The organism is Bdellovibrio sp. HCB288 (genome assembly GCF_047305935.1).
Classification (GTDB): Bacteria; Bdellovibrionota; Bdellovibrionia; order Bdellovibrionales; family Bdellovibrionaceae; genus Bdellovibrio.
The window spans coordinates 1036960-1060249 of sequence record NZ_CP178619.1; the positions used below are offsets into that span (position 1 = coordinate 1036960).

At 46.6% G+C, this 23290-nt stretch carries 26 protein-coding genes and 1 other RNA gene; 17 read left to right on the top strand and 10 right to left on the bottom strand.

What is annotated here, in order from left to right:
* Positions 1–3: 3 nt before the first annotated feature.
* On the bottom strand, positions 4–1611 hold the full coding sequence (locus ACLVWR_RS04960; protein WP_413582784.1) for a carboxyl transferase domain-containing protein: 1608 nt from the start codon (positions 1609–1611) through the stop codon (positions 4–6).
* Positions 1612–1619: 8 nt separating this feature from the next.
* Positions 1620–2255, bottom strand: a complete 636-nt coding sequence (locus ACLVWR_RS04965; RefSeq protein WP_413582785.1) for a DUF4442 domain-containing protein — start codon at positions 2253–2255, stop codon at positions 1620–1622.
* Between the two features lie 83 nt (positions 2256–2338).
* On the opposite strand from ACLVWR_RS04965, the gene ACLVWR_RS04970 reads away from it, so the two are divergent.
* The 7 genes from ACLVWR_RS04970 to ACLVWR_RS05000 all read left to right on the top strand — a co-directional run bounded on the left by ACLVWR_RS04970 (position 2339) and on the right by ACLVWR_RS05000 (position 7452).
* Positions 2339–2824 (top strand): hypothetical protein, encoded by a 486-nt coding sequence (locus tag ACLVWR_RS04970; RefSeq protein ID WP_413582786.1) that lies wholly within the window; start codon positions 2339–2341, stop codon positions 2822–2824.
* The gene (locus ACLVWR_RS04975; RefSeq protein ID WP_413582787.1) at positions 2824–3858 is read left to right on the top strand and encodes a class I SAM-dependent methyltransferase; all 1035 of its coding nucleotides are present in this window, start codon (positions 2824–2826) and stop codon (positions 3856–3858) included. The genes ACLVWR_RS04970 and ACLVWR_RS04975 overlap by 1 nt, the downstream gene beginning before the upstream one ends.
* 20 nt (positions 3859–3878) lie before the next feature.
* Complete coding sequence (locus ACLVWR_RS04980; protein ID WP_413582788.1) at positions 3879–4406, top strand: GNAT family N-acetyltransferase; 528 nt, start codon at positions 3879–3881, stop codon at positions 4404–4406.
* Between the two features lie 96 nt (positions 4407–4502).
* Positions 4503–5042, top strand: a complete 540-nt coding sequence (locus ACLVWR_RS04985) for a hypothetical protein (RefSeq protein WP_413582789.1) — start codon at positions 4503–4505, stop codon at positions 5040–5042.
* Between the two features lie 14 nt (positions 5043–5056).
* On the top strand, positions 5057–5887 hold the full coding sequence (locus ACLVWR_RS04990; RefSeq protein ID WP_413582790.1) for an ABC transporter ATP-binding protein: 831 nt from the start codon (positions 5057–5059) through the stop codon (positions 5885–5887).
* On the top strand, positions 5838–6656 hold the full coding sequence (locus ACLVWR_RS04995) for an ABC transporter permease (RefSeq protein WP_413582791.1): 819 nt from the start codon (positions 5838–5840) through the stop codon (positions 6654–6656). Before ACLVWR_RS04990 ends, ACLVWR_RS04995 begins: the two co-directional genes overlap by 50 nt.
* Before the next feature lies 1 nt (position 6657).
* Positions 6658–7452 (top strand): ABC transporter permease, encoded by a 795-nt coding sequence (locus tag ACLVWR_RS05000; protein WP_413582792.1) that lies wholly within the window; start codon positions 6658–6660, stop codon positions 7450–7452.
* Between the two features lie 23 nt (positions 7453–7475).
* Here ACLVWR_RS05000 and ACLVWR_RS05005 read toward each other — a convergent pair whose 3' ends face one another.
* Complete coding sequence (locus tag ACLVWR_RS05005) at positions 7476–8114, bottom strand: transposase (protein WP_413582793.1); 639 nt, start codon at positions 8112–8114, stop codon at positions 7476–7478.
* A gap of 105 nt (positions 8115–8219) precedes the next feature.
* An RNA gene (gene rnpB, locus ACLVWR_RS05010) (RNase P RNA component class A) lies at positions 8220–8601 on the bottom strand.
* Between the two features lie 97 nt (positions 8602–8698).
* Between rnpB and ACLVWR_RS05015 the strand changes: the two genes are divergently transcribed.
* The 4 genes from ACLVWR_RS05015 to ACLVWR_RS05030 all read left to right on the top strand — a co-directional run bounded on the left by ACLVWR_RS05015 (position 8699) and on the right by ACLVWR_RS05030 (position 12312).
* Positions 8699–9184 (top strand): fibronectin type III domain-containing protein, encoded by a 486-nt coding sequence (locus tag ACLVWR_RS05015; RefSeq protein ID WP_413582794.1) that lies wholly within the window; start codon positions 8699–8701, stop codon positions 9182–9184.
* A 55-nt stretch (positions 9185–9239) separates the two neighbouring features.
* Positions 9240–10445 (top strand): DASH family cryptochrome, encoded by a 1206-nt coding sequence (locus tag ACLVWR_RS05020; protein WP_413582795.1) that lies wholly within the window; start codon positions 9240–9242, stop codon positions 10443–10445.
* Positions 10426–10641, top strand: coding sequence for a CPXCG motif-containing cysteine-rich protein (locus ACLVWR_RS05025; protein WP_413582796.1), 216 nt, complete (start codon positions 10426–10428; stop codon positions 10639–10641). Before ACLVWR_RS05020 ends, ACLVWR_RS05025 begins: the two co-directional genes overlap by 20 nt.
* Before the next feature lie 81 nt (positions 10642–10722).
* On the top strand, positions 10723–12312 hold the full coding sequence (locus tag ACLVWR_RS05030; RefSeq protein WP_413582797.1) for an ATP-binding protein: 1590 nt from the start codon (positions 10723–10725) through the stop codon (positions 12310–12312).
* On the opposite strand, the gene ACLVWR_RS05035 is transcribed toward ACLVWR_RS05030, so the two are convergent.
* Entirely contained in the window at positions 12272–13051 is a 780-nt protein-coding gene (locus ACLVWR_RS05035) for a Bd3614 family nucleic acid deaminase (protein WP_413582798.1), read from the bottom strand. The two genes, ACLVWR_RS05030 and ACLVWR_RS05035, sit on opposite strands and share 41 nt — an antisense overlap.
* A 115-nt stretch (positions 13052–13166) precedes the next feature.
* Between ACLVWR_RS05035 and ACLVWR_RS05040 the strand changes: the two genes are divergently transcribed.
* From ACLVWR_RS05040 to ACLVWR_RS05055, 4 genes are all read left to right on the top strand, one after another.
* A complete protein-coding gene (locus tag ACLVWR_RS05040; RefSeq protein WP_413582799.1) occupies positions 13167–14087 on the top strand; it encodes a class I SAM-dependent methyltransferase in 921 nt (306 codons plus the stop codon).
* A gap of 130 nt (positions 14088–14217) precedes the next feature.
* The gene (gene speE, locus ACLVWR_RS05045) at positions 14218–15501 is read left to right on the top strand and encodes a polyamine aminopropyltransferase (RefSeq protein WP_413582800.1); all 1284 of its coding nucleotides are present in this window, start codon (positions 14218–14220) and stop codon (positions 15499–15501) included.
* Between the two features lie 172 nt (positions 15502–15673).
* The gene (locus tag ACLVWR_RS05050; RefSeq protein WP_413582801.1) at positions 15674–16297 is read left to right on the top strand and encodes a superoxide dismutase; all 624 of its coding nucleotides are present in this window, start codon (positions 15674–15676) and stop codon (positions 16295–16297) included.
* 158 nt (positions 16298–16455) lie between these two features.
* A complete protein-coding gene (locus ACLVWR_RS05055; RefSeq protein ID WP_413582802.1) occupies positions 16456–16863 on the top strand; it encodes a hypothetical protein in 408 nt (135 codons plus the stop codon).
* 8 nt (positions 16864–16871) lie between these two features.
* Here the strand turns inward: ACLVWR_RS05055 and ACLVWR_RS05060 are convergent, their stop codons facing one another.
* From ACLVWR_RS05060 to ACLVWR_RS05070, 3 genes are all read right to left on the bottom strand, one after another.
* Positions 16872–17450, bottom strand: coding sequence for a flavodoxin family protein (locus ACLVWR_RS05060; protein WP_413582803.1), 579 nt, complete (start codon positions 17448–17450; stop codon positions 16872–16874).
* 223 nt (positions 17451–17673) lie between these two features.
* On the bottom strand, positions 17674–18195 hold the full coding sequence (locus ACLVWR_RS05065; protein ID WP_413582804.1) for a BON domain-containing protein: 522 nt from the start codon (positions 18193–18195) through the stop codon (positions 17674–17676).
* Positions 18196–18286: 91 nt separating this feature from the next.
* Complete coding sequence (locus ACLVWR_RS05070) at positions 18287–18685, bottom strand: HPF/RaiA family ribosome-associated protein (protein ID WP_413582805.1); 399 nt, start codon at positions 18683–18685, stop codon at positions 18287–18289.
* A gap of 204 nt (positions 18686–18889) precedes the next feature.
* On the opposite strand from ACLVWR_RS05070, the gene ACLVWR_RS05075 reads away from it, so the two are divergent.
* Positions 18890–19813: a LysR family transcriptional regulator gene (locus tag ACLVWR_RS05075; protein ID WP_413582806.1), complete on the top strand. Its 924-nt coding sequence runs from the start codon at positions 18890–18892 to the stop codon at positions 19811–19813.
* A 65-nt stretch (positions 19814–19878) separates the two neighbouring features.
* Here ACLVWR_RS05075 and ACLVWR_RS05080 read toward each other — a convergent pair whose 3' ends face one another.
* Entirely contained in the window at positions 19879–21117 is a 1239-nt protein-coding gene (locus ACLVWR_RS05080) for a M20/M25/M40 family metallo-hydrolase (protein ID WP_413582807.1), read from the bottom strand.
* A 109-nt stretch (positions 21118–21226) separates the two neighbouring features.
* On the opposite strand from ACLVWR_RS05080, the gene ACLVWR_RS05085 reads away from it, so the two are divergent.
* Complete coding sequence (locus ACLVWR_RS05085; protein WP_413582808.1) at positions 21227–22795, top strand: DUF4080 domain-containing protein; 1569 nt, start codon at positions 21227–21229, stop codon at positions 22793–22795.
* Here ACLVWR_RS05085 and ACLVWR_RS05090 read toward each other — a convergent pair.
* Positions 22746–23255 (bottom strand): DUF1772 domain-containing protein, encoded by a 510-nt coding sequence (locus tag ACLVWR_RS05090; RefSeq protein ID WP_413582809.1) that lies wholly within the window; start codon positions 23253–23255, stop codon positions 22746–22748. The genes ACLVWR_RS05085 and ACLVWR_RS05090 overlap by 50 nt on opposite strands.
* Between the last annotated feature and the right edge of the window lie 35 nt (positions 23256–23290).

Consider the following 23290-nt stretch of genomic DNA (forward strand, 5'->3'; position numbering starts at 1 on the left):
GACCTACATTCTGAATACGCCTTGGGATTTTTCTCCCCAAGACTTGTTAAGACTCGCAGCAATTCCCAGCGCCAACACTCGGCGCGTATCTGCCGGATCGATGATGCCATCGTCCCACAAACGTGCGGAAGAATAATACGCTGAACTTTCATGCTCATACTTTTCAAGCGTCGGTCGTTTGAACTCCGCCTGATCGTCAGCACTCATCGACTGACCTTTCGCCGCCAATTGATCCAACTTCACAGTCAGAAGAACGTTGGCCGCCTGTTCACCACCCATCACGCTGATCTTGGCATTGGGCCACATCCACAATTGACGAGGCTGGTAAGCGCGACCACACATTCCGTAGTTGCCGGCTCCATAGGAGCCACCAATCACCACCGTGAATTTTGGTACGTGAGCGTTGGAAACGGCCATAACCATTTTAGCTCCGTGTTTCGCGATGCCTTCGTTTTCGTACTTCTTACCAACCATGAAGCCGGTAATGTTTTGCAGGAATATCAAAGGTACTTCACGCTGTTCACAAAGCTCAATAAAGTGAGCGGCTTTTTGCGCACTCTCAGAGAATAACACGCCGTTGTTCGCAATAATTCCGACTGGCATTCCGTAAATATGTGCAAAACCAGTGACCAGAGTTTTTCCGTACAATGCCTTGAACTCATGGAAACGGGAACCATCCACCAGGCGCGCAATGATTTCACGCACATCAAATGGCACGCGGGAATCTTTTGGAATCACGCCATAAATTTCCTGAGAATCAAACAGAGGTTCTTCCACTGGCAGGATCTGCATCGTCACGGTTTTTTTATGATTCAAATGAGCCACGATGGAACGAGTGATCTCGACAGCGTGTTCGTCATCTTCAGCAAAGTGATCGGTCACACCGGAATTTTCACAGTGAACCTGAGCGCCACCCAACTCCTGCGCATCGACAACTTCCCCAGTTGCCGCCTTCACCAAAGGAGGACCACCCAGGAAGATCGTGCCGTTTTCTTTTACGATAACTGTCTCATCACTCATCGCGGGAACATATGCTCCGCCTGCAGTACAGGAACCCATCACGACAGCAATTTGCGGGATACCTGCAGCAGACATACGAGCTTGATTATAGAAAATACGACCGAAGTGATCGCGATCAGGGAACACATCCGCCTGCATTGGCAGGAAGGCACCGCCGGAATCGACAAGGTAAATACAAGGCAATCCATTTTCAAAAGCGATTTCCTGTGCACGCAAATGTTTCTTCACGGTCATCGGGAAATACGTACCACCTTTGACGGTGGCATCATTCGCCACGATCACACATTCGGTTCCGTGAATCACACCGATACCGGTGATAACACCTGCTCCCGGAGCCTGACCTTCATACATGTCCCAAGCAGCCAGAGTTGAAAACTCCAAAAACGCCGTACCACCATCAACCAGGGCTTCGATGCGCTCACGCGCTGTCATTTTACCACGGGCTTTATGCTTTTTGGTCGCGTCAGCACCGCCGCCTTGTTTGACCAGCTCAACTCTTTCTCGCCATTGACCAACGACATTCATCATCGCATCACGGTTTGCTTTAAAATCAGAAGAGTTTACATCAATGTGACTATCAAGAATTTCCATAGGACCTTTTACTCCACATGCCCGGACAAAGCCGGCGTGTGCTTTAGTTTTAATTGCAGTTGCACAGAACCCACCGCCTGATCATTCTCGTCAAAAACCTGAACGTCAGCTGTGGTTGCGGATTCGCGGCGATCCCTAAGGTCCGCCAAAACCACCTCACGGATGTTTTCCGCAAGCTCCATACGCAATCTGCACTCACCTGTTTGCACTTTAAAAAACTCAGATTCAATTCGCGCGACAGCAATCTCGAAATTTCCCAAAGGGGCATGACGCATCCACAGAATCTTTGCCGCCTCGATGGCAGCACTTAAAAGTGCTCCCTCGTGCATTTGTTTAAGCTCATTCATATTTCGGGTGCGAGCTGGAATCACGATTTCAATCTGCGTGTCCTTAAGACGGGAAATTCTTAAACCCATTCCGGCTGAAAAAGGTCTAACGATATCAAGCGCATAACCCAGCGCAGCATGAGACACCTTAGGAGAGACCTCTTCCAGCAGTGCTGCCAGGTCAGCGGCACTCAAGCGAATTCCGCGGTCTTCCAACTGAGTTTTGAGGCCGTCTTTGGCCTGCTGAAGCTGCTGACGCAGACTTTGTTCAAGCTCAATTCCCTTAGACATTAAGATTGTCAGCCATTGTTGGTTCATGAGATATCCTTTTCCCTAAGAGTATTGAAAAATCTAAGATATCATGCTCCGATAAAGACTCGAATTTATCAAAAGGAATCGGAATGAAGAAAATTGTAAGCGTCATCGTTTTCGTTGCAGCTTTGGTTTGGACTTGGAACGTGATTCACACGAACGAAGCGATTGGCTTCGAGACGCATGCTGGCATCCAAACAAAACTGGCTGAATTGATCACCAATACTTTGTCTGCAAAAAAACCGAATGCAAAAGAGCTGCGCATCGATAAACTTTGGACTGAATCCCTGAATGACAACAAAGTCCGTGCGGTATTCTCTTACAAATTTACTGAAATCAGCGAATCAGGTGAGTCTCTTGAACAAGTGATCGAGGGCGAAGCTATTCTTCACCGCGAACCATCCGAAGACAAAACTGACAAATGGACTTTGCAATCCGTAAAAACGACGAATGATATCGTTGTGTTCTCTGAAGGTTCCACTGTGACTCCAGGCCCGGATGCACCAGCTGAAGGAACTCCAGAAGCTTCTCCAACTGCTTCTCCGGCTCCGACTGCAAGTCCTGAAAAACACTAATGGCTATTCCCACGCACTTTGTTCAAGTTGATGAAGAGGGGTTTTGTGTCAGTCGCGAATTGCGAATCCAAGACCCCGTTGCTGGACGCGAAATCCTTGAAAATCTGAAGCTTCATCAAGGCGGAACACTGCTAAGCACTTTCGGCGACACTCCGGTGATCGTCGAAGCCTTTGACGAACCCCTGATCGCACTGCAAATCGATAAAAATGATTCACACTGGTCCATTCGCTGCGCCTATGACACGGAATTTTCATTCGAATTGAAAACTCTGTCACTGGACGAGTGGGATCGTTTTCATGGATATACAAAAGATCACATCCCGTTTGTTTTCTCGCGCAAAGCTCAAGCCGCATTTTTCAATTTACTGGAAGAATTCGATGATGAGTCCATCACCGTCGACGGCAAAACATACGAAATCCCGACCTACTGGGGTTCCGAAACCGATGTTGAAAAAGAATCTTTCTGGAGCCAGATCTACAAGCGTGAGGAAAATCCCGGTTGGAATCTTGGTGAACCCGCTGAAGCTTTGAAGGATATGTTTCAACGCCTGAAAATTTCCCGCTCCCGCATTCTGGTATTAGGCTGCGGCGAGGGTCACGATGCTGCCTTTTTTGCGAAAGCAGGACACTTGGTGACCGCGGTTGATATTTCTCCTCTGGCTTTGGAACGAGCAAAGAAACTATACGGTCACATGGAAAACCTGACATTCGTGGAAGCAGACTTATTCAATCTGCCTCGTAGCTACGATGCCGCTTTCGATGTCGTGTTTGAACATACTTGTTATTGCGCAATCAACCCTGAGCTGCGCCAGGATTTGGTGAAGGTCTGGAATCGCGTTTTGGTCGATGGCGGCCATTTGATGGGTGTGTTCTTTTCGTTTGAAAAACGTCAGGGTCCTCCATTTGGCGGCAGCGAGTGGGAACTTCGCCAACGTGTTAAAAACAATTACATCCCGATCTTCTGGGGTCGCTGGCAACAGTCCGTTCCCAATCGCCAGGGTAAAGAATTCTTCGTCTACGCCAAAAAGAAATAGCCCCATTAAGAAGGTACTCCATGCATATTGAATTCACACAAGCCGACGAAAGCCATATTGAAGAACTTGTGGAGCTTGTGAACTCTGCCTATCGCGGAGACAGCTCCAAAGCTGGCTGGACAACGGAGGCTGATCTTTTGGATGGACAACGTGTGGACGAGGATGGCTTGCTGGCTGACATCGAACGCGAGAATTCCGTGATCCTGATCGCCGAAGACGACGATACGGGCAAACTTCTGGGCTGCGTTCATTTGGAAAATCAAAACGGCAAGTGCTACCTAGGCATGCTGACAGTGGACCCGACACTGCAAAACAAGGGTATCGGCAAAATGCTGATCAACGAATCCGAAGCCTTTGCCCATTTCTGGGGTTGTACGCATTTGTACATGACTGTGATCTCTGTCCGATCCGAACTGATTAAGTTCTATGAAAAAGAGGGCTTCCGACAAACTGGCGAAAAGAAGCCGTTTCCCTATGGCGACGAGCGTTTTGGCATTCCAAAAGTGAACAACCTGGAATTCGTCGTTCTCGAGAGAAAACTCTCCTAAACAAACAATCATACGCAATTTGCATATTAACTTAATGTCTATGTATTAAAAGTTTTCCTCGTTTGGTCCTATGGTTTGATCAAAGCGAGGTGACCTATGTTTTCAAAATCAATTCTAGCGGCTGTTCTAGTACTTTCAGCAACGCCAGCATTTGCCGATCACATGGGCCCAAATGGCGACAAATTCTACGATGAAGCTGCGCACTTCACGGCAGCTTGCAATCAGACAGCCTGCCGCGCCCCATACTCTGCTGCCGTCGTTTACAGCCAAACTCCCCGCGTAAACAGATTGGAACAAAACTCTGCAGAAGCACTTCGCACAGTGACAAGCTATCAGGCACAAATCTGGAGCGACACAATTCTTGGGGGTGATTACTATGCAGCTGGTCGCACTCGCATGGATTCAGTTGTGGCGTACTTCAAAAAAGACCGTTTGGTTGGTTATAAGATTCGCTACTCCGAAAAAGCATGGAATACCTCGAATTGTGCGTTTAACGGAAAAAGAGACTCCCTGAAAGGCTGTCAGGAAGGGCGAATTAGCGAGGAAAGTTACGTTTCCCCTGATTTTCAGACCTTTTTCACTGACGAAGAACGCCAAGCTGATTTCTCTGCCGACTTCTCTTTGGGAACAAACTAGTCTATGATCGCCGCATGGCGATCGCAATAGAAACCAAAGACCTCACACGCATCTACAAGAGCTACCAAAAGCCCGAAGGATTTACGAATTCAATCAAGGGCTTTTTCAATCGACAGTATCAGGAAAAAACCGCTCTTGATAAAACTTCACTGACAATCGAATCAGGACAAATCGTGGGATTGGTTGGAGCCAATGGCGCCGGCAAAACCACTTTGTTGAAAATGCTTTCAGGTCTGGTGACTCCAACTGGTGGCGACGCCCAGGTTTTAGGTTTCAGACCATGGGAAAGAAAAAACGAATTCCTTCGCCAGATATCTATTCTGCTTGGTCAAAAAAATCAGTTGTGGTGGGACATCTCCCCGGCTGATTCCTATGCCTTACTTGCGCGCATTTATGATTTGGATCCTGCAGCCGCCCGCAAACGTGTGGCGCATCTGGCAGACATGCTTCAATGCACTCACGTACTGAACACACAGCTTCGCCGCTTGTCTTTGGGCGAACGTATGAAAATGGAAATCATTGGCGCGCTTTTGCACGAACCGCAGATTTTATTTCTGGATGAGCCGACTATTGGGTTGGATATCGTTGCTCAGGAAACCATTCGCGAATTCCTGGATCAATACGTAAAAGAGAAAGCTCCGACGATTATTCTGACCAGCCACTACATGGACGACATCGCCCAGCTTGCTGACAAATTATTATTAATCAGCAAAGGCAATATCGTATACCAGGGTACAGTGGACGAGTTCGTTGCGAACTCCAATAAAGAACTAGCTGAAAACCAAGAGGTCGATTTTGAAGAAGTCATTCGCCGTTTTTTGGAAACGGAATCTCGCGTTCGCTAAGCTCGCGATTGTTTCCAATCTCGAGTACAGGCTGAATTATTTCGTCGACGCTGTTTTACAGCCGACGCTGACCACAGGAATCGAAATCCTGTTGTGGATTGCAGTTTTCCGTGGAGCTGCCACTGCCGAAATTGCCGGCTTCACTCGCGAATATTATTTGTCCTATGCTCTATGGGGGGCTTTCTTCGCCCGCATCTGCACTAGCTGGATGTATGAGTTCCGCATGATTCAGGAGATTGATTCCGGCAGCATCAATGCAATCCTGACCCGTCCCATGAGTTATTATGAATACTATTTCTCTCAACTAATGGGATATAAGTTCATCACCACATTGGTTTCCATGGTCATTCCGGTGATTGCGGTGCTGGCTTTCTCTCTGCCGACAAAGTTTGAACGCTTGCCAATGTCTTTTGCTTTGGAATTTTATTATCTGATTCTGGTTCACTCCATCAGCTTTGTTGTTGCTGCGTGCGCGTTTCACTTGAACAAAGTGTATTCATTTACAGGGGCGAAGAATCTGGCTTTGTGGCTAATGACGGGCGAGCTATTTCCACTGGATCTGATGCCTGAGCCTTTAAGATCCATCATGATTGCGTTGCCATTCAGCTCGGGAGTTTATGTGCCCGTGGGATATCTGACAGGACGACTTGAGATTGGCTCCGTATACCAATCATTTATTTCAGTCACCATCGGGATCGTCGTGGTAAATATTGTCGGCGCTGTTATTTGGAAGCGCGGACTTAACGCCTACACAGGAACAGGGGCCTAAGATGGCAGTCTTAAAGAAATACTGGCTTCTTTATATCTCCATGTTCCGCGCAAGCTTTATCGCGGACCTTGAGTACCGCGTGAACTTCTTGACCCGTATCGTGACCGATATTTTCTGGTATATCGCTCAGATCATGACTTTTGAAGTGCTCTTCATGCACACGCCGATGATCGGCGCCTGGAACCACGCACAGATGCGGGTTTTCCTGGGTGTCGTGTTTGTGGTAGATGCCCTTTATATGATTATTCTATCCGAGAATCTGGATCAGTTCTCTGAGAAAGTTCGCAAAGGTGATCTGGATTTGCTTCTGGCAAAACCTGCAAACTCCCAGTTTATGATCAGTCTGCAAAAAGCTTCGACTCCAGCCATTGGTAATCTGGTGATAGCCAGCGCCTGGTTCATTTACGCCATGATTCAAATGCCTGACTTTCAATGGCTGCGTTTATTCTGGCTGATAATTCTGATTCCATGCGGACTGATCGCTTTGTATTCCATGCGTTTTGCAATGGCAGCAACAGCTGTTATCTTTGCCCGCTCTGAGAATCTGCAATTCATCTGGTATCAAATCTACCGTTTGGGCATGCGCCCCGATTCCATCTATGTACCTTGGCTTAAGTGGACTTTGCTGACTGCACTTCCTGTGGGAGTCATCGCAAGTTTGCCAGCCAAAGCGCTCCTGGAACCAGCGTCTTATGGCTTATTTATCTGGGCCATCATGCTTTCGGCCATTCTAATTTACGGAACCAATAAGTTCTGGAAATTCGCCCTAAAAAACTACTCAAGCGCCAGCTCCTAAAAGGTGCCAGGTCCTAGTTCTTATCACAGCAAGTCATTCTCCGGGAGCATCGGTAAATTTGAATTCCGATGCTTTTTTGATTTGAAGTACTGACGCTTAACTCCCCATCTATAACCTTCCAGTTTAACGGGATCCGGGCACGTATTAAGCCACCTCAACGTTCCCTGCTTGTCAGAATTAAGCGTGCCGTCTTCACACAACGGAAATTTCGCCGGCAATCGATTAAGTTTCATATGGAGCGAGCTGAACGGGTAGTCCTCTACTTTCTCACATATGCCTGCCGCAACTGGATTTCTGTAATTATATTTATATGCATTTAAATAGTAACAATGTGTTTGCAAGATCGTTTTGTAATGGCGCCCGGCAAATGTCTCGTTGATTCGATTTCCAGCCTTAGTCAATCGACGACTCACTCGAAACATAAACTGTTGCATACATTTACTGATGTTTGCATCTGGTGTGGATGCAACAAGATGAAAGTGATTACTCATTAAAACAAAACTGTGAATAACGAGATTGTGTTCTTTAGATGCATGCGTGAGCTCTTCGCAGAAGATATCCCAGACTTCTTCCATGGGAAGATTGAACCAATCACGGTTAATACATCGCGCGCTTATATTGTACGGAAAGACAGATTGTAGAATAGCTTTAGATCTTGGCATGCGTTCCAGCGGTGCAAAGAAGAAGCTACTTTTCGCGGGGCTTTGATGAGCCCTTTCAGAAGCGGTGCGTCCGTAAGTAGGACCTGGCACCAAAAAGGAAGGTGGGATTTCGGTTTTGCTTTAAGCCGGATTCTGTCCATCTCGCCTGGTCCCATGATTGTCCCGGCGAAAGTAGATGATCATTCCTCTAGGAGTGACATTACTGTCACCCTCAAGCGATCTTACCCGGTGGCTACGGACTGGCCGTCCTACTAATGCCACCCTATTTGATCTTGCTCCGCGCAGAGTTTGGCTGTTTTCACTCCGGCGGCTCCCCTGACCCTCCCGTTCCCGGTGTCAGGCTCAATGCCCCGGACATTCTCTCTGTTCCACTGTTCCTTACATTACTGTAGAGGGGCGTTACCCCTTGCGCTGCCATTTGGAGTCCGGACTTTCCTCCCTGATATCAATATGTTAGCATTATCAGAGCGATCATCCGCAAAACCGAAGGGTTTTTTAACACCCTCCAGCAAATTACGCAAGAGGGTTTTCATCGACCCATATTTATTTTACTTTCATCTGACTTACTTAAAAAGGAATTTTATATGAAGATCTTTGCATCTCTTATCGCGTTTGCTGTGACTTTGGCTTTAACTGCTCCTGCGTTGGCAGAAGGCGGCGGCCCTACTCACCACACTAAAGAAGAGCTTAAAGAGAAAATGAATCTTTTGTTCCCACCAAAAGAAGTGAACAAAGACGATCAAATCATCCCTGCTAAACCAGAATTGACGAGCCCGGAATACTTCGCCGCTATCAAAGGTGAAACTGTTCAATTGAAATGGAAAGAAGCTAAAGACGCTCAAGAATACCACGTGCAAGTTGCAACTGATGCGAACTTCAAATGGTTGGTGGCAGACGATCAACACGTAAAAGCTACCACATTCGACGTTTCCAAACTTGAAGCTGGTAAACACTACTTCTGGCGTGTGGCATCTGTCAGACCAAACAACTGGTCTACTCACCGCAAATCTTACTTTGCAATGTCCATGTTTGAAACTCCAGCTACAGCTGAAACTGCTCCTGCAAAATAGCATTCTCTGACGAATCAAGTTCGTCGTCTAAATAGGCCCTCATATACTGTCAGTTATGAGGGCTCTTTATTGGTTCCGCAACGATCTCCGAATCCATGACAACGAAGCACTGACCTGGCTTTGCAACAATGCCCAGGATGCTTTATTCGTCTATTCATATCCCTTAAATTTCAGTCGTGCCGGAAAATTCCGCCGCAAGTTTTTACTGGAATCCCTGGCCAGCCTGGAAAGAGAGCTCGCACTTCTGGGCCACGACCTGATCATCACCTATGCTCACCCTGAAGAAGTGATGCCGGTTCTAATTCACAAATATCGAATCAACACACTGGTATTCACCAGAGAACACACGCCTGAAGAAACCCGGGAGGAGAACCAGGTCACCTCACGCATCGTGATTGATAAAGTTCAATCCTTCGATCAAAGAACACTGATTAAAAAAAACGCGCTGCCATTCCCCCTGCACGAACTCCCATCGAATATGGCCGAGTATCAAGTTTCGCTGAAGGATTTGCAGCCGGACCTCATCCTGCCAATTCCATTATCCTGGCCAGAACCGATTTCGTCTGACGAATTCGAGTTGGATCTGAATCGGGAGATGCGCATGTTTCAAGTTGCGTCGCGCTTCACGGGCGGCGAACTGCAAGCACTGACCCGATTGAGAGAATTCATCTGGGACAAGGACCTGCTTCGCAATTTCAAGGAAACATCCTCTGAGATACTGCAGTTCGATGACAGCTCCAAATTTTCCCCGTGGCTATCTAACGGAAGTCTTTCCCCACGGGTGGTTTATTGGGAAGTCAAAAATTACGAAAGAGAACGAGGCGCCAACACATCTACCCAGTGGATGGTTTTGGATCTGCTGCGACGGGATTTCTTTAAATACTATTCGCTGAAGTTAGGACCATTTCTGTTTCAAGCGGACACAAACCCCTCGCACCAACCTCTGGTGGATGATCGGCTTCAACAGGAACTTTTTAAAAGTTGGAAAAGTGGTGCCACTGGTAAAGACGCAATTGACGGATATATGAAGGAACTGAACGACACCGGATTCCTTCCCTATCGTTGCCGCCTGGATGTCGCAAAGTATCTGACTGAAACTCTGAACCTGGATTGGCGTTGGGGTGCCCGACATTTTGAAGAAATGCTTATCGACTACGATCCTTCCAGCAATTGGGGAAATTGGAATTACCTCATCGGAGTCAACGCCGCCACACAACGACCAAATAATCATGGAGGAATTTATGACCAGCCCGGAATTTGAAAGCTTTGAGAATGAACAAATAGAGCATTATTTTAAATGCCCTTACTGCCACAAAAGCATTTCAATGCTGGTGGACATTTCAGAGCCGGGACGTCAAACCTATGTGGAAGACTGTGAAGTCTGCTGTCGCCCAATTCAAGTAACTTACTCTGCAGATCAAGGAAAACTTGTCGACTTCGCAGCGCAAAAAATTTAATGCGTTCGTAATTACAAAACTTTAATTCCCAGGCGCTTTTGTAATTTTATTTAAATGCAATTCTACAGATAGACTTATCACATGAACAAGTCGGCATACGAAGCTCTCGTAAATTCACATGCATTGATTGAGTTTGATCCCGAAGGAAAAGTTCTTTGGGCAAACCGCAATTTTTTGAATTTAGTGGGCTACGAAATGGACGAAATTCACCAGCGCCCGCACTCTATCTTTCTGCCTGACTTTGAACTTCACGAATCCGAATACAATGAACTCTGGGACACACTGCGCACCGGAAATCCGCAAGTGGGCGAGTTTAAACGACTTGCGAAGTCCGGTAAGGAAATCTGGGTTCATTGTTCGTATACTCCGGTTAAAAATGATACAGGTGAAGTGATCAAAATCCTGAGCATGGCCTTTGATATTACGGAAAAAAGACAACTGGCCGAGAACCTTGAACGAAAGAATCAGGAGCTATTGTCCACAGCTGCCAAGGCCCGTGCGGCCACTTATGCAAAGTCAGTGTTTCTGGCAAACATGAGCCACGAAATCCGCACTCCTTTAAATTCAATTATCGGCATCACAGACACACTGGCAGAAACTCCCTTGGATGGTCAGCAATCCTCCTTTGTCGAAATCCTGCAAAGAGCAAACTATCAATTGATGACCATCATCAATGACGTTCTGGATCTTTCCAAGGTGGAGGCCGGCGAAATCGTATTGCACATGCTGCCTTTCGGTCTGCAAAAAATTATCGAGGATATACTTTCAATTCTGGAGTTCCGGGCAAAGGAAAAAGGCCTTTCACTAAAGGTTGTCGTTCATCCCGAAGTTCAGTCTTTCTACATTGGAGACTCGGACCGCCTGCGCCAGGTGTTGATCAATCTGCTTAACAACGCCATCAAGTTCACTCACCAAGGCACGATCACTCTGACGATCTCTCCGAATGACACTCCTCGTACCGGAAATATTTTATTTAGTGTTTCTGATACAGGAATCGGCGTTTCAAAACAGAAGTTCAAAGATATTTTCCGTCCCTTTACTCAAGCAGATCCAACCACAACAAGACGTTATGGCGGCACCGGGTTGGGTCTTTCGATTTCCCAAAAAATCGTCACTTTGATGGGCGGAGCTATCTGGCTTGAGAGCGAACCGAATATTGGCAGCACTTTCTATTTCACCGCCTCGATGCCATCGACCACCGAAAGAAAAACCAGCATGCACAATCCCCTGCAGGGTCGTTATCACCTGAATGATCTGCAGCACATCATCCAGGAAGAACGTCTGCGCGTATTGGTGGTTGATGATGTGGATGACAATCGCAATCTCTTGGGAATTTATCTGCAAAAGACGATTCACAATATTACTTATGCGGAAAGCGGCTCAGACGCTGTCACATTGGTGGAAAAAAACGATTTTGATGTGATCTTCATGGACGTTCAAATGCCAGGCATGGATGGACACGAAGCGACCATGCGCATTCGTGAAATTGAGCGCGAACAAGGCCGCCGGGCCGCCCGAATTTTCGCGTGCACCGCGAATGCATTTGCCGAGGATATCGAACGAAGTCTAAGCGCTGGATGCGATATGCATTTATCCAAGCCGATTCGCAAGGACACGCTTATGAAAGCGATCAACTCCTGCTTTTCTCCGGCAGAATCAGCCGTTGGTTGATTCCGAATTGATCCAGAACTGTATGGTTCGACATTCCACCGGACTCTTCAATTCCGTAAATGACTTTTAGCTGCTCCGTGGACTCACTCCAGTTATAAATCATACCCGCGCACATCTTGCAGGGTTTATGAGTGCTATAAACAACCGAGCCCGCGGGAAGCTTCCTCCCTGTTTCCCGAAAGTATCTTTGCACCATATTTACTTCTGCATGCAGAGTTTTGTTTTTTGAGTTGGAGTTTATCCCGAAAGACAGGATCTCCCCTTGTGCGGAAATCAAAATGGCTGCGATCCCCCGGTCAAAATCATGAAGCACTTTTCCGCGCGGAACTATTTGTGACAACTTAAATGCCGACTCAAGGCGCTTGGCATCTGTATTTAGTGTATTTCCCGGAAGAGTTGCGCACAAATCCACTAGCGAAATCTGATTTTGCTGACTCAACTGATTCACAGAGCTGAGGGTCCTTTCGCTGCTATCAATTTCGTGAAATTCCAGGGTTTCAGAAAAATCTGGATCCGCTTCCGGCAGGATCAAATCAGTTATTCTTTTAGCGACGACCTTCACCATGCCCCGGCACATTTCTGTAATTGGTGCGGTAGTATAAATTCGCTGGCGAAGTATAAAGAAACTATGATCGATGTGTCGGTCAAAAAGTCCTTGCAGCAGCTTTACCACAGCAGAGGACGGCGCCATCAGATTTTGGCGGTAGTGGGAAAAGAACACCCTTCCTTTATGCTCCACAATGGCGACGTCGTGCCCCTCGCGGGAGAGTAAAAATGCTAGGTGCCGGGCTCTTTTTTCATCGCTCATTTAAGAATTGGTACCATATCAGCCTAAATTTGTCTAAAAGGGCTGTATGCAAATGATCAAAAACCGCCTGGAAAAGAACTACAAGAAACTGAAATCATGGGCTGAGCGCGCCGGTATCGAAGCTTATCGCTTGTACGATCGTGACATCCCTGAATATCCATTCATCGTGGACATCTATGGCGAGCATTTTTTGATTTACGATAAGGGCGATGACCGCGACAAGGACAAGAACCACCTTCCCCATGTTGTCGAGGCTTTGCAGGCTTTGTTTAAGGCTGAAGAATCAAAAATCATCGTGAAAAAGCGCGAACGCCAGGAAGGCTTGAAGCAGTATGAGAAACTTGATCAGAAAGAACAGACTTTCTCGATTAAGGAGTCGCAAGCTCAGTTCAAAGTAAATCTGTATGACTACTTGGATACCGGTTTGTTTTTGGATCACCGCCCGATGCGCCAGAAGATTTTTAAAACGGCTAAAGACAAAAAGTTTTTGAACCTGTTCTGCTATACCGGATCCGTCAGCGTTTTTGCAGCCCTTGCCGGTGCCCGCACCACATCTGTGGACATGTCCCAAACCTATTTGGGATGGGCCCAGGAGAACTTTGAACTGAATAAAATCCCAGCTTCTGAACATAGCTTCATCAATGCCAATGTTCTGGAGTGGCTGGCGCAAAATAAAGGCAAGCCGGCTTTTGACATCATTTTTCTGGATCCGCCGACATTCTCTAACTCCAAGAAAATGCAGGACAGCTTCGAAGTCGAGCGCGATCAGGAGTTTTTGGTCGAATCCTGCATGAGTATGCTGGAACCCGGCGGAGTTCTGTATTTCTCGAATAATAAGCGCAAGTTCAACCTGTCACCTGCAATTAAAGCCCGCTACAAGGTTCGCGACATTACAGAAGAAAGTATCCCACAGGATTTTCACGACAAGAAAATTCATGTTTGCTTCGAGATCTCCTTCATCGCTTAAAGCTTCGACGTACTAGCGCATATTTTTGTGTTTCGTTTTGTGGTCAAAAAAGCCTTGCCCCCGGGGGTAAAAGGACCTATTACCCCCATTAGAAGAATGCACAAATTTATAACATTTGGAGGGCACGGAATTGAATGCTTTAGGTCGCCATATTTTGGTTGAGTTCAGCGGGTGTAACGCTGAGGTGTTAAACGACGTTTCTATCATCGAAAGAAGTATGATTGAGGCGGCACAGATCGCAGGGGCTACTGTGATCAACTCGACATTCCACCACTTTTCCCCGTGGGGAGTCAGCGGTGTGGTTGTTATTCAGGAAAGCCATTTGGCTATCCATACTTGGCCGGAATACAGATACGCAGCCGTGGATCTTTTCACATGCGGTGAGACTGTGGACCCTTGGGTTTCTTTTGAACACCTGAAAAAAGCATTCCAGGCAAATTACTCGGCGATCGAAATGAATCGCGGTTCTTTGCACGTGATCCAAAAAACAGACTTTAAACCAAAAACAATTCGCGAAAAGCCGACTTTTGATTTGTCCAAAGGCGTGCAAATCGAACGCAATGTTTGGTTCACCGATAAGGATGAAAACCAGGCTTTGTCATTGCGCTACACGGGCGATGTGTTATTTGACGAAACCAATCCGTTCCAACGCGTTCGCGTTTTGGAATCTTACTCACATGGTAAATTCCTGGCGATCAACAACATGGTGATGTGTTCCGAGCGTGATGAGTTTCATTATCATGAAATGATCACTCACCCGGTGATGCAATCCCACGGGAAAGCTAAAAACGTCCTGGTCATCGGTGGCGGTGACGGCGGAACGATTCGCGAGTTATTCAAATACGACGTTGATAAAGTAACGATGGTGGAAATCGATGAAGCGGTGGTTCGTGCTTCCAAGCTTCACCTCCCACAAATCGCTTCTGAGTTCGGCAACCCGAAATTGAATCTTATTATCGGTGACGGTATCCAATTCGTAAAAGATGCGGCTCCGGGCACTTACGATGTGATCATCGTGGACGGTTCGGACCCAGTAGGACCTGCAGAGGGTCTTTTCACCGCAGAATTCTATGATAACTGCAAAAAAGCGCTTAAAGATGGCGGCATGGTGATCACTCAAGGTGAATCTCCTATGTTCCATGAAGGCACTTTTGTTGAACTTAATAAGTGCCTAAAAGGCATTTTCGGTACCACTAATGTTCACACCATGCTTTTCCACGCTACGACTTACCCGTCAGGCATGTGGAGCTTGCAAATGGGCGTGAAGGGTTCCACTCACCCAGCGACCGATTTCAACAAAGACCAAGCGCGCCAATTTGCTAAAGCAAAAGGCTTGAAATACTACAATGAGGATTTGCACTCCGCAGCGTTCTCTTTGCCGACGTTTGTTAAAACAATGTTGGGCCAAAACTAAGATCATCAATTGTCTTGGGGACTCCGTCTTATTGGGCGGGGTCCTGAAGCTCTCTAAATCGTAGACCTCTCCTCATTTTCAATATAGTTTCATTAAGGATTCCTCCGACCCGGTCGGAGACTATCGAGAAACTCGCTTCGACACACTGGTTGAAGCTTAATAGGAGATGTTTATGTTTAAACTTCCAACACTTCCGTACGCTAAAACAGATTTGGCTCCTTTGTTCAACGAAGAACAAATGACATATCACTATGACAAGCACCACAAAGCTTATATCGACAACTTGAATAAGGCGATGGAGACAGACTCTTCTTTGAAAGGTAAATCCCTTGAAGAGATCGTTCTTTCTTCTTCTGGTGGTAACTTCAATAACTCCGCTCAAGCTTGGAACCACACATTCTATTGGTTCAACATGGCTCCAGTAGGCAAAGGCGGCAAAGCTTCTGCTGATCTTGAAACTGCAATCAAACGTGATTTCGGTTCCATGGACGAACTAAAAGCTAAGTTCGTTGACGGTGGTATGAAAACTTTCGGTTCTGGCTGGATCTGGTTGTGCACAGATGCTTCAGGCAAACTAAGCCTGGTATCTACTTCTAACGCCGCAGTTCCATTCACGAACAACGGCCCGGCTCCAATCATGGTTGCTGACGTTTGGGAGCACGCTTACTACGTTGATTACCGCAACCTTCGTTTGAAATACCTTGAGACTTTCTGGTCCCAAGTTAACTGGGATTACGTATCTCAATGTTACGCTTCCAAAAAAGTTCAAGACCTGACGAAAGCGATGACTGCTTAGTCCAAAAAGGGAGCTCCTGGCTCCCTTTTTTTGTTTCAAATGACAGCACAGCGGCTATCCAAGGCCTCGCCCGCAGTTACTTTCCTTTCATACAACAGATCCGTACTTGTCGCTCCCCACAGTTGTTTCACAATTAAGGCAACCGTAAGGAGGTTTCTATGAAAAACCTTTTAGCAATATTGCTGGTTAGCGCATTTTCGTGGGCATCTTTTGCAGCTCCCCCTCAAACATTTGCTCAGACTCCGATTCAAGTTTCTGAAGACATCGTCATTGATTACGACTTTGGCGAGGTGGCGGTGGGCAGTGGCAGCTCGACGTCCTGGGAACTTTACGCTCCTGCAGACAAATCAATCTATATCAGCCAAATCACCATGAGTGGTGGTGACTATTGGGCAGATACAGACTGTCTGGGATTTTTGGAGGCAGGTTACTCGTGCACTTTCACACTGTACTTCGTGCCATCTCAACAAGGTGAATCCAACGGCACAGTCAAAGTTTTAGCCAACGAAGACAGTGTCACCATGAATATCAAAGGAACCGGAATACCCGGCGGCGAACCTCAATAGCTATCGAGCTATTTAAACCATTTACGGCGAGGGTCTTTCTTGTCGACGGGCCAAGTGGTCCACTCGACTTTTAAGGCCATCGCGGTTTTTAGATTTTCAAGAATAAGTTCAGCATCTTCAATTTGCCAAAAGTCCTTGGCGTGAGTGGTTTTGGATTTCAATGCTATGTCAGACACCAAAGAATAAACCATGCCACTCATTGGCGGGATCAGGAAACCCATCGTGCTTAAAACGCCCTGCAGACGTGACAGCACGGACTTCCCGCCCACTGAATGCATCAGCACCATTACCGCACAGGGTTTCCCCATAATGGCCGGTGTGGCCTCCATATCGGTCATTTCCTCAAGCAGCCTCTGCAGCGGACTCCCCCAGGAATCCCAATAAGTGCCCGTCACAAAAATCACAGAATCACACCCAGCAATCCTCTTTTTAAGAGAATTTGGCGAAAAGGCGCCAGCCGGTTTTTGCGCAAGGTGAACGACCTCGTAATCCAACGTCCGATCCAGTTTCCGAATTTTGGAAATGAATGCTGCACAATTACCTTTATCACCAGATGGGCTGCCATTTAGAATCAAAACTTTTTTCATACTCAAAAAATGTACGCCGTACCACTCAGGATTGCATCGCAGAACCGCAACAGTTTCGCGGTGTGTATCAAAAAACCGGCAGGCGCCTTTTGGCAGGCGCCTTTTGGCAGGCGCCTTTTGGCAAAAGGAAGGCGCCCTGGTTGGGGCGCCTTTATTCATGGAGGGATATTTTTGGGAAAAGGACCGCATGATTTAACTATCTATCACCATCAATTTACCTCCTTTAATAGGAAGGGCCGGGTCCGTTCATCAGGTCCCGGTTTTCGTTTACAAAAGAAGGAGCTCGGCGGGGTGGTTCTATGATCAATATATTATTAAACACATCGACCACACCGGAGAGCTCCCATGCCGATCCGACTGCTAAAGCTTTTAATCGAGGTCTGAACACTTCGCCTTCAAGGGTCACGATCCCGTCTTCAACGAAGACGTCAATTCGTTCTCCCCCGATCTTTACGAAGTCCTCTAAAGACTGTTCGATTAACATCTTTAGCTCTTCATCGGAGCGATAATAGTCAGATGGAACCACAATGCGATCTTCAATCGACCACACTCCCTCAATATTGGAGACGAGTTCCAGGGCTGCCATTTTTTTAAATGAGGTGTCGCAACTGCCTGTGACAATCACGGCACACCCTCGCACGATCACATCGAAGTCCGCAGGACTCACTCTCTTATCCCATTTCAATCTTTCACAGATTTTTCGTCTGAGATCGGTATCAATTGGATTGATCTTTTGAGTACCCATGGGCCGACTCCTTTCTGATCGTTCGGTTAAACTGAATCAACTTCTTTACTTACTTATAATTATTCATTCCCATCATCCAAGCTGGGGAAACCTACCCAGCCTGGTTTTCTGCCATCATCTCTGCTTCTTCCCACGTCGGGAAATAGTTCAGCATTGGATCGTGTCTACGATGCATGGCTTTTTTCGAAGAGCGGCGACGCAAAACAGATTTCAATGAATCTACCGTTTTCATCACTGCTTTTTTAAAACTCTCGTCAGATTTGGAGATTTTAATGATCCCCTTACTATGAGTGGGTTTCAAAATCACCTCGCAAGTGTAACTAGGTTTACGAGCCTGCGTGCGATGTCGATCCGTTTCGATCCGCACAGTGAGGTGAGCAGCACTGTCGTATTTGAAGAAGTCCTGGATTGAAGCCTCCACTTTTTCAAGTAAGTAAGCTTCTAGGTTTTCAGTACGAGTGATGTCTCTGTAGTAGATGTCTGTTTGCATATCTACCTCCTTGTTCTTTCATTATCGTTGATGGCAAAGGATTATTTAAATATATAATTCAAATGACATACATAAGTTAAAGTTATAGGTTTAGTCTGGGCCCATAGGGAAACCCTAGTGCTATCGGACAGTTGGGCGACCGTAGTCGTGGTCCGGGTGCCAAACTGGAGCCAGTTTTTCACTCTCAAACCGGGTGGTATTTTTATGTTTAATTTTAATCATTTATATTATTTCCACATCACCGCAAAAATTGGCGGTGTCTCAAATGCAGCAAAGTATTTGCGGATTTCCCAGCCTAGTCTGTCTTCCCAACTGAAAATTCTAGAGAGCAATTTAGATACAAAACTCTTTGAAAAAAAAGGTCGCGTCCTGCAACTCACACCCGACGGAGAGCGTGCTTATTCTTACACCAAGAAAATGTTCGATATCGCCAAGCAGTTTGAAGACTCATTGAAAACTCCAGGAGAGAAAATGAGCGAACGCCTTCACGTGGGAATTTCAGAGCAAGTGGAGCGTCCCTTTATCGCTGATATTCTTTCACCCGTTATTCGCTCGAATAAAGGCAAGAACCAGAAAATCGTTTCCATCACATCAGCTCCCGACGAAGATATTCTGCAGCTTCTTCGCTCGCAGGAAGCAGATCTGATGCTGACCAATAAACCCATGTATTCAGAGGACGTCGTCGAGCTTGCCTCTATCGCCGCCCCCGTCAACCTGATGGTTTCGACTCAGCTATTGAAGGAACTAAAGATGCGTGTTTCCAGGAACACCAGCGTGTCGGACTTTCTTGCAGCATTCCCCGGTGGCTTGGTCATTCCAACTTACAAAATGAAACTTCGCCATGAGACTGATTTATATGTTGAGGAAATCAAGATTCGAAAAAAAATCTCTTTTGAATCAGACATCATGTCTGTGGTTGGACGTGCCATCGTGGACGGTGCAGGCTGCGGCTTCTTACCCGTGCCGTACGTGATGGAAGAAATAAAATTAGGCCTGATCACCGTTATTGGACCTAAAGCAGGTTTATGGAAGCATTCTTTGTATATGCTAGCCCATAAAGAGGACGAGTACGATGATCTGACTGAAGATATCGTGAAGAGATTCAAACAACTGGATAAGTGGAGTTAAAAAAAATGCCTCGGTCTCCCGAGGCTTTTTTTCGCTTAGCAATAAGAACTAGGACCTGGCACCTTCTAGTACGGTTGGCGCGCTGTGGAGTTCGCTAGATCCATCGCAAACACTACTGCAAGTTTTGAGTACATTGCGGAGTGTTTGAAGTTTGTTTTGTCATTGATGACGTCTTTCACTGTGTGGATGAAAGGGTTATCAGCGCGCATAGTGGCTTCGAATGGCATCAATGCCGGGAAGCCCTGACGGTGCCATGAAGCGTGGTCGCTGCAACCGTAACCGCACTGATCGTCAACGATGCGTGCGTGCAAGTAAGCCTCATTCACTGCGCGAAGGTAATCATGCAACCAGCGGCTGGTGAAGTCAGTCATATTGCCCATCACGAATTCACCCGCGCCTGGGTAAGAAGTCATATCCAACTGAAGAACTGCAACCACATCACGCTTTTCAGCTTTATAAGCCTTTGCGATTTCAGCAGAACCCAACAGACCGGACTCTTCACCCGCGTACCACATAAATTCAATCGTGCGTTCTGGTTGAGCTTTTTTGCTGATGATGCGCAAAGTTTCAAGAAGGTTCGCAGATCCAGAAGCATTATCATCCGCGCCCGGAGCAGCTCCGCCACCGCTACCGCCCCAGCCACCTTGAACGATGGAATCCAAGTGGCCACCAAGGACGATGATTTCATTTGGACGTGTCTTACCAGTCAAACGAACACGCACGGATTTTTGTGGAGTCGTGTTGTGATCGATCAAAGAAATTTCGTAGGGAATGTCAGAACCCGCAAGCAATGTTTCCAAACGTCTTTTCATGTCATCAACATGAAGGTTTGGCGTTTTGCCACGGTTGTAACGAGTTGGATATGAAGACAACCAAGTCACCCACTCGCGCAGGTTTTGTTCACTGACTTCACCTACCGCAGATTCAATTTCAGCATTCTTTTCCATGGAAAGTGCTGCAAACGGGGCTCTTTGGTAGAAGTCGTTTTTTGCCTGAATTTGGGCCAAAGAACTTAGCATTGAAGGGATATTCAAAGAATGAAACGCCGGCTCTGTAGTCAAATCTTCAAAGCCGCCGCATTTGCCTACTTTATGGGCTCTTTCTTGGATTTTTAGTTGCATTTCCGGAGTGATAACCGCATATCCGACACCAACAGATTCTTCTTTTTCAAGGACTGGGATGTCCAAGGCTTTTAGGTCCGAAAGATCAGCCAATACAGGTTTTGTGTTGAAGGTTTCAAGGACCGCCTGGTGAGCAGACGCCTGCGCCGCGAAAAGTAAGATAGCCATCATGGCTGTTTTCATGGATTCATTCCTTTGAATAAAGATTACCTGTTTTAAATGTTAGCTAATTGTCCGCAGAGGGCAAAGTTAAATCTTGTCCTGTACGAACGATGACACTGGTGAGAGCGCGATGAAAAATGACATTCTTTTAGTAACTTTGAATTCAACATACCAACATTCCTCGTTTGGTCTGCGCTATCTGTATGCGAATTTGAAGGAGCTTCAAGCTCACGCCTCGATCATGGAATTCACCACCGCAAAAGATCCGCGCGACATTGCCGAACAACTTTTAAAGCTAAACCCCAAGATCATCGGACTTGGCGTATATATTTGGAATGCCAATGAAAGTTACGAACTGGTGAGTCTGATCAAACGTATCAGCCCCCAGACAATCGTGGTCCTTGGTGGCCCCGAAGTGACCCATGAAAGTGAGACTCAACCGATCTGTCAAACAGCGGATTTTACGTTCAAGGGCGAAGCGGATTTCATGTTCTATGACTTCTGCCACAGGTACATGGCAACGGGGCAATTGCCCGAACAGAAATTTATTAAAGACATTCTGCCAGAGATAAAAAATATCGCGTCGCCCTATGAATTCTACTCCGATGAAGATATCAAGAACCGCGTTTTGTACGTGGAAGTATCTCGCGGCTGCCCGTATCGCTGCGAATACTGTCTTTCATCACTAGATAAGTCCGTTCGTAACTTTGATATCACTCAGTTCCTGGCGGACATGCAGATTCTTTTGGATCGTGGTGCACGACAATTTAAATTCATCGATCGCACTTTCAATTTAAGCCCTACGATCTGCACACAGATTCTGAATTTCTTTTTAGAGCGCATTGAACTGGGATTGTTCCTGCATTTCGAAATGGTGCCGGACCGCTTGCCGAATGAGATCCGCGAGCTGATTAAAAAATTCCCGCATGGATCACTGCAGTTTGAAATCGGTATCCAAACTTGGAACACCGATGTGGCAAAACTTGTCAGCCGCAGAAATGATCTGGAAAAAGTGAAAGAGAATTTCAAGTTCCTGGCTGATGAAACAGGAATTCACTCCCACGCTGATTTGATCGTGGGTCTGCCAGGTGAAGATATTTACAGCTTTGCCAAAGGTTTTGATATTCTTGCGGGACTTCGTCCGGACGAAATCCAGGTGGGTATTCTAAAGCGCCTGAAGGGCGCACCGATTTCCCGTCACGACAAAGAGTGGGAAATGGTTTACTCGGAACATCCGCCATTCCAAATCCTGCGCACCAAGATGATGGATTTCGAAACCATGCAAAAGATGAATCGTTTTGCAAAGTACTGGGACTTGTTTGCGAATAGCGGTAACTTCAAAAACTTTGTGGCCGCTTTGAAAAGTCGTTCCGCAGTATCTGCCCAGCAGTCTTTCTTCTGGGAGTATTTTGCATTCACCGAATATATGTCAGCCCGCCATGCTCAATCATTTGGTATTTCATTAATTAATCTGGTTGAGTCTGCGTTGGTTTATCTAACCGAGCACCTGCACTGGCCACACGAAGAAGCCCGTCAGTTGTTGATTTCAGATTACATGGCCCCAGGCACTCGGGAGTTGCCGAAGGTGTTAAAGGTCTATCCGGAACCTAAAAACAAAGGACTTCCGCCAGAAGCCCGTGTGAATTTGCCTAAACGGCAACAGCGACATCTTTCGAAATCGGAGACTCAGTCCTCCTAATGAGGGCTGAGAGGATTAGAAACGAGAATCCTGCGGTCAAAACCGAACAACGCCAGTACATCAGATTCAACCACTGGGAACGAATAGCTTCCCAGTCATTCGGCGGCCCTTGAAATCCCCAGACGCGAATTAGCTGATTCAAAGGTACAAAGCCAGTCCATGTAATCAACAGGTCATTGACCACGCAAAGCAAAGTAAACAGCACGAAGAAGAACTCAAGATGCTTCCACTGCTTGCGAAGCATTAGCAAGTGAGTAACTAATTTGAACAGGACAACCATACACAACAAAGGCGTCCACGATAAGAAGGACCTCTGCATCGACTCATGGAAGGCGATATAAGAAGTTGCCGACAACTTCTCCATGACAGAACCCATCCCCATGACAAAGGCGAATGCATTCCCTGCAAGCGCTCCGATCAGGAACAAGCTTGTGTACTTCAAAAAATGATTTATTTTCATTTGCCCTTTATAAGGCCCCTGAACAAAAAAACACG